This window comes from Pseudomonas sp. B707 (assembly GCF_022496685.1).
Taxonomy (GTDB): domain Bacteria; phylum Pseudomonadota; class Gammaproteobacteria; order Pseudomonadales; family Pseudomonadaceae; genus Aquipseudomonas; species Aquipseudomonas paraglycinae.
Genome location: NZ_WTVE01000015.1, coordinates 196,199 through 211,876, shown reverse-complemented (window position 1 = coordinate 211,876; position 15,678 = coordinate 196,199). Strand labels below are relative to the sequence as shown.

The 15,678-nt window shown below is 57.0% G+C and carries 4 protein-coding genes; all 4 read left to right on the top strand.

Annotated elements, in window-relative coordinates; all coding sequences use genetic code 11:
• Nucleotides 1-261 precede the first annotated feature (261 nt).
• The 4 genes from GQX66_RS06515 (at nt 262) to GQX66_RS06500 (ending at nt 15,674) form a co-directional block, all read left to right on the top strand.
• The gene (locus GQX66_RS06515; protein WP_240867615.1) at nt 262-3,456 is read left to right on the top strand and encodes a hypothetical protein; all 3,195 of its coding nucleotides are present in this window, start codon (nt 262-264) and stop codon (nt 3,454-3,456) included.
• Between the two features lie 135 nt (nt 3,457-3,591).
• Nucleotides 3,592-7,233 (top strand): Tc toxin subunit A, encoded by a 3,642-nt coding sequence (locus GQX66_RS06510; RefSeq protein ID WP_240867613.1) that lies wholly within the window; start codon nt 3,592-3,594, stop codon nt 7,231-7,233.
• Between the two features lie 12 nt (nt 7,234-7,245).
• Nucleotides 7,246-11,352 carry a neuraminidase-like domain-containing protein gene (locus tag GQX66_RS06505; protein ID WP_240867603.1) on the top strand — a complete coding sequence of 1,369 codons (4,107 nt, stop codon included), beginning with the start codon at nt 7,246-7,248 and terminating at the stop codon, nt 11,350-11,352.
• Complete coding sequence (locus tag GQX66_RS06500) at nt 11,349-15,674, top strand: hypothetical protein (protein WP_240867599.1); 4,326 nt, start codon at nt 11,349-11,351, stop codon at nt 15,672-15,674. The genes GQX66_RS06505 and GQX66_RS06500 overlap by 4 nt, the downstream gene beginning before the upstream one ends.
• Nucleotides 15,675-15,678 lie beyond the last annotated feature (4 nt).

The window sequence follows — 15,678 nt, the reverse complement described above, 5'->3', positions numbered from 1 at the left end:
CCGGCCGCTGAATGGCAGCGACACGATCAAGTTACGGGGCAACGCCAAGGCGCACAAGCCGGCGGATTCTGAGTGATTTGTAGGCAATGGCACAAGCCGTCGTAGCCCGTTGTTACGACTTGCAGGACGCTGCCGAACCGGGCTGTGGGAAGAGTTACCGTTTGTCGGGACTGTCAGATTTTACAGGTGTCGGCCATAACCGAATTGGCATTAATGAGAACGGTCAGCTCGTGTCCTATACATCCCGTCGAGGAGCAGGTTATGGAAGATCATGAAGAAGGCACCATTGAAAATGATGTTCCAGACACGAGCATTTCGACGTTGCCATCATTCATCCAGTCAGATGAAGTTTTGGAGGAACGACAAGAGATCAGAGCGTACAAAACCGTTGCAGGCACTGCCTATTGGTGCAGTTTGGAATTTTTCAGTGAATTTACTGCGGACGGTAGTCAATTCAAGTGCAGAACATCACGTTATAACGCCAAGGCTAATGGAGGGACAAAGGGCAACTTATATGTCAGAGCCAGCAGTCAGAACACATGGGATTTCACCTGGAATGATATAGGTAACCAAAACGGCCAGTGGAATACGCTGGAAGCTACCGGGTGGATTAATTCACCGAGCGGGAGCGCCACTGTTTACTTCAAATACATTTATGACAGATCTGGTGCCAGTGACGTAGAAATGGATGTGGACATCGTCCTCACCTTCAAGCCCGCCACGCCCGTCATTACAAGCCCCTCAGGGAATGTGGCAACGACTCCATTCACGGTTACCGGCACGCGAGGCATTCCTAACGCTGGAACTATCACCCTGCATAATGCCAATGGCGGTGCTCAACTCGCTACTGCGGTTATTGCGACCGATGGAGGGTGGACTGCCTCTGTCGCCTTTCCCCCCGGCCTTGAGACGCTGACTTTCTACGCCAAACAGACTATCCGGAATTCTGTTTCAGACGAGTCCAACCGTGTCACTGTGAATCTGGTGGTGGCTGCTGTCACCATTGACTCTCCAAAATCCGGTGACTCGCTGCGAGAGCGTCAACCGGTGATCAATGGCAAGGGCCATTCGGGAGCGACAATCAAGGTCTACGAGGCTGATAGTGGGGTGATTCTCTATGGATCTGGAACGGCCCAAGGCGGACAGTGGAGCATACGGCTGACCACACCGCTCCCCATCGGGCGGTTCACTTTTCATGTAAGCCAGGACTATGCCGGGGAAACGACATGGTCCGACAAGGTGCCTGTTTTCGTTTTGCCCGGATTGCCTGTCATTACCCAACCCGCCGCCCAATCAGAACAGAACCGTTCATTCACGGTCAGCGGCACCGGGGGCGAGGTCGGGGCCATCATGAGGATCCATCTCGATCTGAATGATGCGGTGGTTGGCACTCCTCAATCGGTAGCAGGGAATGACTGGAGTGTACCGGTCGTTATCCCGGCCAGTATCGCTCCCGGCGAAGTCCGCCTTACTGCCCAGCAGACTTTGGGAGTGCCTTCCGATCGAAGCGATTATCGGCCATTTAAAATAAGACCCCCGCAACCGAGCAAACTGACCGTACAGGTCGATGCCCAAGGCAAGGTGACCCTCGGAGGTGTCGGACATATCGGCGCGACGTTCGATTTCCACGTCCAGGGCAACATGACGCCTTTCCACTCTTTTACCGTAGCAACTTCGCCCTGGACGGTAGCCTTTCCCGATTGGTTGCCGAGCACTTTGCTGATCGGCGGCCGACAAAGTGTGCCCGACGGTGCAGGGCAGCCGATCTATTCGGATTGGGCGCCGGAGAGCACCACGGTCGTGGTGCCTGTTCCTCGTCCAACATTGAATGTGCGCGTCAGCCCGGACGGCATTCCTACGTTTTCCGGTACGGGCAGGAACTGGTCCGGTCAACCGGCCTCCAGAATCGAGGTCCGACTGGAGGGCGCCAGCTCCGCGATCGTGCCGATCGTCGACGTTCCCGAAGATACGACCTGGACCAGCACGGCAACAGCACGCTGGGCTCCTGGTACGTATCAGGTTACGGCCATTCAGTGGTTCACAACGCTGCAATCAGAAAGGGTTCAACCGCCTGTTTCGGTGGTCATCTCCGCCCCCCCTGCCGTTATCGAAAAAGTGACCCCGAACGGCTTGTTTGCAACGGTTGCTGGCCAATGCTGGCCGGGAGCGGTGCTGACGATCAAGTTCAGCGACGATACTACCCCCTATCCGGTTACGGATACGGACAAGAACGGGCAATGGGACTTACAGCGCCCCACGGCGTTTCGCCCCGGCAGGCACACGGTCACGGTCACGCAGACTTTCGGCGGGCAAACCTCTAATCCGGTGTCCATGTCCTTCGATATAGCGGTGAGCGTACCGGTGATCACCCCACCACCCGGTGGGCAAACGGATCATTTGCCGGTATTGCACGGCACCGGCGGGATCGACGGCTTCACGATCAGCGTTTTCGATTTCGTGACCCTCGACCGGTTGGGAGAGACGCTCGCAACAGGGAATGCCTGGTCGGTACAGCTCACGGAACTCGACTACCTGACCCAAACCGTTTTCGCCATACAGGTGCTGGGTGACTTGCAATCGCTGCCCAGCACTTCGGTCGCTTTCAAAGTGGTTTTGTATGCGCCAAGGATCGACTTTCCAACAACAAGAACATCGGTCCCCCGTACATTCACGGTCGAAGGTTATGCCAGAGCAGGGAAAGGATTCGTCCAGACTGAGGTCGATGTGTATCTCGACGGCGTTCCCTTTCGTATTTATCCGCATTTTGGCGATGGATATTTCAAACAGAATTTCACACGGCCAGTGGGGCCATGCGTACTGAAAGCCAGGCAGTATTTCAAGGATCAGGAGTCGCCACTTAGCGAGGATGTGCAGGTCACGATCGTTCCCGACAAGGCATACATTGAAACGCCAGGTAGTGGTGAGGCTGTCGGACGTACTGCGGTGATCTGCGGGTTCGGATACGCAAGAGATACCGTCGTGGTTGCTTTGCCGGGTGGTGCGGAGCTGGGGCAGGCCAAGGTCCAGGAAAACGGGACATGGTTTTGCCGGATCGAAATCCCAGGGACCGGCACCGACCTTTCACTCGTCACCGAGCAGCGCAAGGGGGAGTTCCACTCCGGTTGGTCCGAGGCAAGACCCCTGCAGCGCCTTGCGCCCCCACCCTCATTCAACGAACCGTCGGAGGGCAAGTGGGAGGGAGCAACGCCCAGATTCGCAGGCGGTGCTCTGGCGGGTCCGAAGGTTGATGTGGTCGCCTGGTATGACTCCGAGGATAAACATGCCAAGTCTCTTGTGACCAACGGCGGACGTTGGGCCGGAATATCGGAGCGAAATCTGCCTGCTGGCCCGCAATGGGCCTGTGCCGTACAGGTCGTGGGTGGAAAACATTCCATGCCAGCGGACAGCAAGCGATTCGATGTCGCGCCGCCTGACGAACCGCCAAGTCAGGCTTAATCCGACCAAAGGTCAAGTCTACTGTCAGTTCTGACAGTAGACGCCACCCGCTCGATGACGCCAAATCCTTTGCAGGCACCATGCGAAAGGCGCCGTTCCTTTACTGGAACTCGTTTCAGACCCAGGAGCATCCACATGTACCGCTCTCCCGCTCAGATCGCTCAGAAGATGTTCACTCAAGCGGTCGGTAAACCCAAGCGCTCGTCCACGACGGCTCTGACACGTTTTTTCAAGGCGGGGGGATCGGTTGCCGTACTGGCGCAGAAAGGCGTCGACGGGTTGATGCACGATTTTGGCCTGAACCGGCAGCAGGCCGGGGAGTTCCAGCAGCGCCTCAATGTGCTGTCGACCGTGGTATTGCGGCAGTTCATCGAACACCAGTTGACTGCCAGAGATGCCAGAGCTGTTGCGCGTTCGGGGCTCAATAACGGTCCGACTTACGCCTTGTTGTTCAAGCCGAACTTCGACGCGTTATGCCCGCCTGATGCGATCGAAGCCATTCACTCGCCTGCGGCGTATCTGACAGCCCTGTTGCATTGGGCATTGCATCGGCTGGGGGAAACCGATGGCAAGGACCTTCCGCTGGTTGGCCGGCGTACGGATCTCGAAAAACTGCTGATCGATGTCAAGGCCGTCCATGGTGCAGTGCCGTCGGTGGAAGTGATCAGCCACATCATGGAGCACTTCATCACCGCCACGCAGGGGCCCATTCAAAACCTCGATGAGGCGTTGAACCAGAAGGCCTTTCCTCGGGAACTGCCCTTTCACTGGCCTTGGGTTACGCTCGATCATGTACTGAAGGGACATGGCGAATCGGTGGGCAGCGTGGTGCGTCTGTGCGATTTGCAGTATCCGTGCTTTCTTCGTTCGGCACCGTGGAGCGACAAGTCGGATGACGCCCTCGTTCAAGCTTCACGGTTGAGTCCATCACAGCGGACAATCCTGACCGAGGCGAGTCATTTTCCAGACGGGGGCGACGAGTTCTACCAGAAATACCTCGGTCTCAAGGGAATTTCGATTGGTAATCTGAGGCTCGTCCACGTTTTCAATGAAAGAACGAAGCTGGATACGCCGGCGCTTGAGGCATTGCTTTCGATTGAAGGTTTCACTCCCTTCCTGTCCGAAAATGCGCCGGGTGTCGTCACGGGCCCTGTTACAGGCAAGGACCATGGGTCTGTCTTTGTTCATGAGGCAAAGACCCCGTCCATTACCATTGTCAAAACGGACTCGGGCCTTCTCAATCGTTTCGAGAATATGGGGAGGCCCGACGAGCCCGACGAGCCCGACGAGCCCGACGAGCCCGACCATTCCGAGCGGGTTGATCGTGCCAATCGTATATTGCGACTGACTGACTGGTTGCGGTTGGCCAGTGACGAAACCGATCGACTGATCGTTGCGGCAATGCTCGCTGAAGTGCCCCCGCCGACCCCCTCTCGCTACTGGATCACAAGCAATACTCTGCGAGCTATCGGGCTGTTCCAGGCACTGCGGGAGGTCTTTGGATGCACCGCAGAAGACTTCGCCGCCTTTATCGGGCCGCTTTGCGTTTTCGGGCGCGGCACGGAGCGTGCCCAATACGATCGAGTTTTCAACAGTGGTGCCACCGGTTCTCGTCCTTTGGTACTTGATGACCGATCCTTCCCGGTGATTCCCGTGACCGCTGCCGACCTGATTACGGTCAAGCAATTGTGCGCAGGCCTGGGTATTGATCTGGAAACCTATTTTTACCTCGCCAACCTGATTGCCGCCGCTCACGGCCTGGCTGAACTCAAGTGCAGCTTGCCGATCGTGTCCGGTTTTTATCGCATGGTCAGGCTGCCCCGGTTACTGGGGATTACTCCGATCGAGGCGGTCCTGTTGTTGAATCTGACGGGAGGTCAGGTCTGGGTGAACGCACTGGCCGGCGTGCCGCAGATCAACAACCAACAATCAGCGGGTAAGCCGGACGTACTGAGTGTGATGCATGCCTTGATGGATGGCGTGCAATGGGCCCGGACCGCGCAGTTGCCGGTGCACTGGGTGGTGCAACAAGCAACAGCCTGGCCACCGAGCCGGCCCGATGAAAGACAACTCTCGTTGTTTGATCAATGGCGTCGGCAGGTCCCGGTGGCTCGGGTGACGGAAGATGTACTGAAAATGGCCGGTATCGAGCCCTTGTCGAACAATCGCCAGTGGCTGCGGGCGTTGAGGGCGTTGGTTGACGAACAGGGACTGATTCGTGATTTTGTTGAGTCAGCGGATCAGACCTACGAAGCCCACGCCCGGGAAATGACGGAGCGGGCCGTGTTGTTGGAGACGGGGAGCCTCGATACAGGTCTGGTGGCGCTGATTCTGGCGGTGGTGCTGCGTTGCCGCGCCAGTCAGAACAGTATGGTTCAGGAGGGGTTGGCTGCTTATAGCGGTCTGAAGCCGGATCTGGTTCTGCAGGTGCTTGGCTGGTCCGGCGCAAATGTGCATTTCGTATTGGCTCAGGTGCTCGGATTGCCGGAAGCCTCCAAGGACAGCGCTACTGTGCTGCGGCGGGAAGACCCGTCGAGCGATCCTGTTCTGCAGGTGTTGGCCGAGTTCTCGAGACGCAGCGCCGTGGTCGCGAGGCTGGAACTCAGCGGTGAATTTCTCACTCACTTCATCGCGACCGGGTATCGCGAATGGTTCGGTCTGCACTCGGTCGACGCATTCGACCTTTCAGCGTTGTATTACCTGACAGTCTACAAACGTGCCCTGGGCATGAGTGATCAGCCGGAAACGAGGCTGGTTGACTATCTGCGCCGCGTTAACGCGCTGCCGGCCAACCTGAGCAATCACGGGCTTGAGCTGGTCCAGGAGCGAGCCGCGAAGTGGCTCGCCGAGCTGTTCAACTGGAGCGTGGATGAGGTGCGCATCTGCGCTGCCCATGTGAATCCGTCGAAAGGCCTGGTCGTGACCCTGCAACAGCTCGATGTGCTGACACGCATTCGCTTGTTTGCCCAAAAGACCGGTCAGAGTGCCAGGACACTCCTCGAGCTCGGGAAGCTGCCACCGGACAGCGAATATGCCGACTATGAGTACGTCGCAGACCTTGTCAGAGCCAGCCTGACGACCACGACCGAACCGAATTACGCTGACGACGTCATGGCCGTGGGGCTGGACGTGATCGTGCACTGGACGACGGTGCCCGACCCCGTCAGGTTGATCGCTAACAAACCGGACGAATTTGCCGAATTTACCGTAACGGTAAAGAACCGCGAAGGCCAGGCGCGATTGAACGTCAATGTTCATTGCGCCACCACGCTGGGCCGGTTTGAAACTTCAATGATCACCACCGACGTCAACGGCACGGCGACGGTGAAGTTTTTCCCGGACAGCCGGATGGGCAGCGTCACTCCCGTTTTCAGGCTGGATCTGGGTGAGGAGACGGCCGCACCGAGGATCGAAATCGGGCCGGATATGGCCACACTCCATTTGAGAGCCCAAAACCCTTTCCCCGTGCCCGACAGCACCGTGCTGATCGGAACGCCGGTGACCTACCGCGCCATTGTCCTGGACGACTACGACAACCCCATCGCAGGCGCCTCGGTGACCTGGAAACTCGATCCGCTGCCTCAGGGTGAGATCGAGACTGTCACTGATCAACAGGGGCGTACCGAGGTGACATTCACCGGTACCGAGCGGGTCAACGTCAAGGTTACAGCGACAGCCCAAAACTCGACGTCCGTTAAATTCCGGGAAGTGTGGTTTGTCGAAAACCTTCTTCATCGCCGGCGAGTACCGGCGCCCCGCAAGCAACGCAAACAGTGACAGGAGATGGTGATGCTCAACAAAACTTCAGGTGAGCTGTCAGCCCTGCGTCGCAATGCGTTGATTGATTTCTGTCTTCACGCAAAACATGACAAGGCCAGTCATCCCTTTCCGATGAATACCCAATCGGCGGATGACCTCTGGGAATGGCTGCGCACCGATCCGCTGGACAGCGACGAAATTGAAACCTCGTGGGTGGCGGAGGCCAGGAGCTGTTTGCAGTCCTACCTTTTTGCGGTGTTGCAGAAATTTGAACCGGGGTACGACGGGCGGGAGTTCGATCCTGACCTTCTGCAAGAGTGGGATCTCGCCAGCAGTTACGGGTCGTGGTCGGCAAGCATGCTGCTGTTGTGCACACCTGAGGATTACATCACGCCTTATGTGCGCATCCGCAAAACCGGTTTGTTCAGGGCTCTTGAGAGTTATGTGAATCAGACCTCGATCACTGACGATTCGGTGCTCAAGGGCGCTCAGCGCTACCTGCGCAGCTTTGAAGAAACGTGCAATCTGAACGTCAAGACCGGTTATCTGGATGGGGCCAATCCGCTGGAGACGCATTATTACCTGGTGGGCAGGCAACGTGTTGCACCTTTTGGCTGGTTCTGGCGTGAAGCGAACATCAAACTCGCCTTCGACTCGCCATCGGTCAACCCGACTGACTGGCGAGAATGGAAATCTGCCGACATTCCCACCGATGACACTGTGCTGGATTGTCGGATGGTCTTTTGGGAAGGCCGGGCGTGCATGGTCTGGGTCCAATGGCGCCCGGGTGTTTTCGATAACGCGGGTCAACTGCAAAGCCTCCATGAGCTGGAAGTCATGGTGGCGTTCATCGCGCTGGACGACAGCTGGTCGCCACCCATTCGCTTGCATCTGCTGCAGACGGACAAGGACGTTTCGAAGGGTTGCCGGCTGGTCGCGGTAATTTTGCGCGACGAGATCGATACCTCGTATCCCAAGGGCAGGCTGGCGGTACATGTGACCAATGCCGAGCCCAAAGTCGGTACGTCGTCTGTGGTGTCTGTCGCTATCTATGAAACCCGTGACTCGCTGTTTCGCAAAGTGAAGGACGAAACGGCGGTCATGGATTACCTGGCCAATCACCTGTTTGTCGAGCGCCGTACGCTTCAGCAAAAGATGCAGCCGAAGCTGTTTCCGGCCGTTGACAGTGAGATCACCAAGCCCGGCACGCTGGCCGAGTACCTGGGGATCAAGGCTTATATCGTGCGTAACAGCGCTACTGAGCACTCGCTCTGGGTTCAGGGGCATTGTGCCCATGTCTCACGTGGCGTTGGCACGAACGTTGAGTTCACGCTGAAAGTCGAATTCACCACTGGTGGTGACCCGGACCCAGTTACTGCCAGTTACTCGAGTTCCGGTGGATGGGCAACGAAATGGCAGGAGATCAAGCGAACAGGGTTCAACAGCAGCACGCTCACCGTGAAACTGACAGGCGCCGCAGACTACGGTGAGCGAACCCTCGTCCTGACAGTCCCCGCCACGCTCGGTGATCATGGACCTCTACCGTACATCCATGACACCGATGCGCAGGGCGCCCAGTTTCTGGCCTTCAACCAACCGGCAAACGTTCTGAAGTTGAAATACGTCCGGCTCAATACGTTGATCGGTCACGAACTGGTGTTGCGCTCCAGTGTATCGATCGGCGTGTTGCTGGACTGGGCGACGCAGTTTCCGAAGGAGCCGCCTTTGCCCGAAAGCCAGGTCGAGCCGAACGGTCCGTTCGATGGTGCCAATGGTCTGTTTTTCTGGGAGCTGTTTTTTCACCTGCCACATCTGATTGCCGTCCGGCTGCGTGACGAGAACCGTTTTGAGGCGGCCCAGCGCTGGCTGCATTTCATATTCGAGCCGCAGTCGCCCGCTAAACCGGCGCAGGGTGATACCCCGGCAAGGCCGCAATACTGGCATTGCCGGCCTCTGGACGTGGAAAAGCCCGACATCTGCTATTGCTATGAAGTCTTCGCACCGGGGGATCCGGATGCCATCGCCTATTCATCGCCCTGGCATTACAAGGTCGTGATTTTCCTCGAGTATGTGAACAACCTCATCGCCTGGGGTGACTGGCTCTATCGCCAGATGACGCGGGACAGCCTGACGGCCGCCAAGCTGCAGTATGTCCGGGCCCGATCGCTGATGGGAGCCAGGCCGGATACCCGTAGCGTCAATCGCTGGGTTGCAAAGGAACTTGGTGAACTTGTGGGAGAGATGCAGACCCGACCGGCCCTCGCGGAGTTTGAAACGACATTGCAGCTGCGAACAGAGGATTTACCGGTCAGGGCTGCGCGTACTCAGTATTTGGGTGTGTACGGCACGCGTTCTTTCAATATACCGGTCAGCCCGCGTTTGCTGACGTTCTTTGACCTGCCTGATCAGCGTATCGACAACATTCGCCATGGTCGGACAATCGACGGCAAGCTTGCATCCATCCCTCTTTTTACCGCCATGGATCCAAGTGAGTTGTTGAATCGCCTGGCAGCCGGTAAGGCGGGACCGGTGCGACCGATGGGTGGACAGTTGCGAGTTGCGGTCTATCGCTGGGACGTACTGTTCAATGCAGCGTTGCAGATGGTGCAGTACCTGCAGGAGCTGGGGAACGAAGTACAGCGTCTGCTTGAGCAGCAGGATCGTGTCCAGCAGGAGACGTTGCAGCAACGCCATTTGACTGAGCTTGGCGAATTCGCTCGTCGGGCACAGGAAGAATCCATAGCACGTGAGGTCGAGAGCCTTACGGCGTTGCAGCACAGCAGAACCATGGCCGAAGAGCGAGAGCTGCACTACGCCGATCTGTACGACAAGCACATTTCTCCCGATGAGTTCAAAGTCATGGAGCATGTTGAAGCCGCTTCGGGCCTCGCTTCTCTGGCCACTGGCTTTGAGATGGGGGCAGCGGTAATCCATGCGTTCCCCAAAATCTTTGGATTGTCCAATGGCAATCATGAGCCTGCTTATCTGGTCAGTGCCGTGGGATTTGGTTTTCGGATGGCCGCAGACGTGCAGCGCGCCAGTGCCGACAAGACGGCCACCTCCGAAAGCTATCGTCGTCGCCGAGAGGATTGGTGGTTGCTGCGTAAACAGGCCAATACTGAAAAGAATGCGATCAGTGCCCAGATTGCAGGTCAGGAACGGGCCATCAATGCAGCAAGGATCAATCTGGAACACACCCTTGCCGCGAATAGCCAGGCGCTCAGACTGTTCGAGTTCCTGCAGACCCGGGCGACCAATCTGGAGCTTTACCAGTGGTTGATGGGGCAACTGCAGACCTTGCACTTTCAGGCGTATGACGCCGCTGTTGCTCTGTGCCGGAGTGCCCAGACAGCCTTGCGGGCGGAAACCTGTGAGTTCGATGCCTATCAACTGAACACCGATGTCTGGAGCGACCAGCGGCGCGGCTTGACGGCTGGCGCGACATTGCAGGCCGGTTTGTTGCGAATGCGGTCGGAATATCTGCAACGCAATGAGCGACGCCAGGAGATCGTCAAGACCGTTTCGCTACAACGATTGTTCAATGATCCGGCGACCCGGCCAAAGGGTTTTGACAACTGGACTGATGCGCTGGACCACTTGCTGGCAACGGGCGCACTGGATTTCGAGCTGATCCAGCTACTGTTCGATCGCGACTACCACGATCATTACTGCCGCCAGATTTCTCGTGTCGAAGTCAGTCTGCCGGTGCTCACCGGGCCCTTCGAAAATGTGGTGGTGAAACTGATACAGGTCGGCAGCTATATCGCTACAAAACCGTCGATCGAGTCTTTGGAATATCTGCACTCCGGTGGAGGCGTTGCGCCTGTCGATGTGCTGATCAACCTGAGCAGTGGGCAGCAGGTTTCCCTGTCCACCGGGCTGGATGATACCGGTGTGGTATCACTCAGAGCTGACGAAGGCATGACCCTGCCGTTCGAAAACACCGGTGTCGTTTCGCGCTGGCGGATCGTATTTCCCTGGCATTTGAACCAAAAGCCGATGCTGTCATCGCTGACCGATATCCTGATCAAGGTGTTTTACACCGCCAAGGTCGGGGATCTGGCTTTTTCCAGAAAAGTGCAGGAACTGGTGAACGAAGCTGAGCGCAAGGTCGAGGCCAAGAGGACTCAATCATGAACGAAATCGACATCGACACGGATCACAATTTCGTGATGAACGGCGACATGACTGAGGGCTATGACCACTGGGACGATGTGGCCAATCCGGGGGGCGTCGAAATCCGGAACGACGGTAACGTATCGTACATGGCGCTAACCCACCGCGCGGCGGTTCGGCAAAGGATGATCGTGCCGATCGGACAGCAGGCGGAGATCCGTTATGGCCTGCGTCTTCTTTACGACACCACCTATTTGTCATCGCCCGGGCTAGTGGTTGTAAACAAGAGGGGGAGTGACGAAAAGTTCGAAATCGAATTGCCGGTGAAGACAGGGTTGCAGGATGTCGATCCTTTGGCGATTGATCTGACCGAGATGCGCAAGGATTTGCCGGACAGCCTGGATTTACAAGCGGGTGATGAGCTGGAGATTAATTTGAGCAGCCCGGCAAGGGGTGTGGGCGAACCCAGCTCTGTGGAAATTCGTCTGACCGGGATAGAGATAAAGCTGAATCTTCCGGAGTTGGGGGGGGTGGCCGTTCTCATTGATGGCAAACGTTTCGACGCGGGCAACGTTGTGCCGATCTGCCTGGGGGCTACCGGGGATCAACATCACAGGGTTTTGTTTAAGGTTGATCCGCAGAGTGTCTGGAAAAATCTCGAGGCCAGCCTGTGGATTGAAGATAACCCGCTGGAGGCCATTACCGCCGAGCCCGAGTTGGGAACATCTCAGCTCATCAGTCTGGACTGGCTGCTGGATTGTCCGCAGCCGTCAGGCAGAGAACCTTATGAGCTGGAGGCGAAGATTTACAGCAAATACTCGGCGCCAGCGTATCCGCTATTGGTTTCCTGGGGGCATCACCTCCTGGAGCTGTTCGTACTCAAACAGGCCGAGACGTACCCGGTCATCGAGTACAACCAATCGGTGGAGCTGCAGGTTCAGGTCAGATCCTTCTATACCCAGGCACCGGTAGCGAGTGAGGTGGTCTGGCGGGCAGAGGATAAGGCCGGGAAGGTTTTGCACCGGGCACCCACCGATGCTCAAGGTCGAGCGACCTATCTGTGCACGCCAACCGAGGATGGGGTGAGCAGGGTTATCGCCTCGGTTGCCAGCCCTTTGTCCGACGATGGCGAAGCGACGCATATCTTCGAAGTTCGGGCGTTTGCTATCGATCCGTTCAAAACCTTACAGGCTCGGTTCGATGGTGGGGCACCGGCCGTCTGGGGGGAGAAGACCCGCTATCCGGAACGCGGTGAGTCATTCCCTGTCAATCTGGATATTACTGCGGAGCATCCTCTGATTGCCGCCAACTTTTTCCTGATCTGGGCAAATGGTGATTCACAAGAGGACGTCGGAGCAACCGCTCAACCGAACTTCGGGGCTCCTGCGCCTGTAGTTGACGGTACAGTCCTCTGGACAACGACCTTCGAGGACAAGCGCGACGGCCTGTTTGATTGGGTTCTCGGTTGTTCCAGGTTGCAGCATTTATCGCCAGGCAATGCCCTGTCGCTGGCTTACAACAGAGTCGAGATCGGCAAGACCTGGGGGCCGAACAAGTTGCCGATGGTGGACGAAAGCGAAATCGTCACCTGCATGGTGAATGTGCAAAAGGGCGACAGACAGCCTGTCAGTAACGTAAAAGTCGAGTTTGAAACACCGAAGGGTACAGTCACATCCCTCACGGGCGTGGATGGCTGGGCAAGCGTGGATTACTTGCCCGCCAATGCCGGTGACCAGAATATCGTCGCGCGGGTACAGCGCCACGAAGACGCGCCAGTGGATGAACATTCATTCGCCGTCAAAGCTTTGCCCACCAGCGCATGGAAAGGGCAGGTCAACTTCTCTTTGGACGGGAAACCGATCGATCGACTGATTCAGGGTGTGGTCTGTCGGCGTGGCAGAGCGCACAAGCTGCGGATTGATCCCGTTGCGAACAGCAACTTTATCGGCAAGTCGATTGCACTGCACTGGAATGCAAATACGCCCCCTTTACCGGGGTTTCAGCTGGACCCGCAAGTCGATGTTCCTCGGGTCATGACTTTTTTCGGCCTTGAGTGGCACATCACCTCGGGCACCGATCTCAGCGGGTTCTCGACATTGGCGTTCAGCAGTTCCCATTTGCCGGAAAAGTGCGAGTTTCCCTTGCGGCTGCTGGCCGCCGATCTCGCCAGTGAGGTCCGGGCGATGCTTGATCATGTTTCAGCTGAACCGGGTAACGACAGGTTGTATCCCTGCCTGTGGACGTCTCACCAGTCGATGTATATGCCATATGGGATCAGCGCACTGCATGGGCTGCCTGTGAAAATGGCCATCACACCCTTGGCACCGGGAATGGAGGTCAACCCACCACTGACTGAGGATGTCGTCATGACGGCGGGTGGTGCGCGCAGGCAACTGGATTTCACCAACAGCACAGCCGATGTCGAGATGACTCAGACCGCTACCATCATGATCGATGAAGAGTCGCTGACGGCGCAGACTCAATTGAAGTTGGGCCATCACAAACTCAAGATTCTGGCCACGCGCGGTCCTGCCATTGATCCCGTCATGAGCAAGGGCGAGCGTGCCAGGGTCGAGTTTCGCTTGGGCTCGGCGTTCAATGATCAGCCGGTCAAGGGGGCAGAAATCGCGGTGCAGACCGGGAGTGCCGGGCCGGTTTCCTTACGGACAGATGCCGATGGCTGGGCGCGGCACGATGCACTGCCGAGTCAGGCCGGTATAAGCTTCATCACTGCTGTTGCTTCGAATCCTTACGATGGGTCAACGGCGGAAACCCGGACGCAGCTCACTGCCCTGGCAACGGATCCCTGGCTGGATCTGGATCTGGATCTGGATCCGGATGTTTCCGTGAGCGCTTCACAGCGGTATGTGTGGGCAGCCAACGCGTTGTTTCCGAGACGCGGTGAGGCCTTCGGTTTCCGGCTTTTTGCGAGGGATGGCAGCCCCTTGCTTGATCAAAAGTTAGCGCTGGGTCTGGTTAATCCCGGCCGGAGTGAGGTCGGGCTCGAATTCAATCGGGTGTTGGGTGAATTCCACACGCTGGATGAGCGGGGGCTGGATTTTGAGCTCAAGGATGCAGATGTGAAGGACGCCAGTGTGTCTTTGCAGTTGGCTGCCTTTCGCTTGCTGGAACGTTCTCCTGTTCAGCCCCTGTCTTTGGGAAGTCGAGCCCTTGTCGCCCGGATTACCTCGACCAGTAGTGTTCTTGAGGTCGTTGATTGGGGAGCAACAGTGAACGCTGAAGTCACCGTAACCCATGTGTTGACCGGAAAGGCCATGAGAGGTTTACCGATCCGGTGGGAGTTGTCGGAGCAGGAGTCTCGGGTGACTTCCACCAACTATCGGGGGGTTGCGCAGATCAGCTTTGTTCCCGAAGTCGCGGGTCCAGGTATCGTCACCGCTTCTGTTGCCGGTGGCGCTGATTCGGCTTCAGTCGACTTTCGTTATTCAATGAACGAACCGTGCCAGATTGAAGATTTGGTCGTTGATGTGTCGAGCGGAAATCCCGGGCAAAAAGTGTCGGCGCATGTTTTCGTGGTTTCGGCTCTTAGCAAGAAGGCGCTGTCAGGGATCGAGGTGGGCTGGCGGCAGGGTGAACAAATATTGCCTTCGACATTCACTGATGCTCAAGGCAAGGCAACGATCGAGTTCTGGAGGGTGCCCGGTGAAACCCGATTGATCGCTTCGGTTCGAAGCGGTATGGCCGGTAACAATGTGAAGTCGCTGATACTGTCAGCCCCGCCGGATGAGTTGGTCGTTGCAGAGCTGGCCAGTGACAAAACCAGATTTTGGCTGGGTGAGACCATGACAGCACAGGCCCGAGTGCGCTATGAGCGACACGGGGGAGTTGCACCAGGCGTACCGGTGGTTTGGCGTTTCCCGACTTCGCAGTCGCGCACCTCCATGACCAATGAAAATGGACTGGCAATGATGCAAGAGATGCCTGCGCAAATTGGTTTGCATCAGTTGGCTGCCTATGTCCAGGAGACATCTGGCGGATCCGGGACTTTGAATTATGAGGTTCTTGATCCGCTTGATTCTCCTGACCATGCAGATATCGAGTCTGTGACAGCTTCGATCAGTCCGGTGCTCGTTAACACGTACACCACAATGACCGCGCTGATTGTGGCAACGCGGTCCCGCCAGCCTATGGCGAACAGGAAAGTCTTCGTTTCCAGAAATGGACAGCCAAGCCAGGAATCAAGCACCGACAATCAGGGCAAGTACTCGCACTCCTGGTCGCCGACTTCAACCTCTGAGCAGGTTTCTCTTCGGGTCACCCTGGAAAACCCCGGCGGTACTTCGGTTAGCAAGGGGGTGACTGTGCCTGTTGTGGACCGTTGATCCG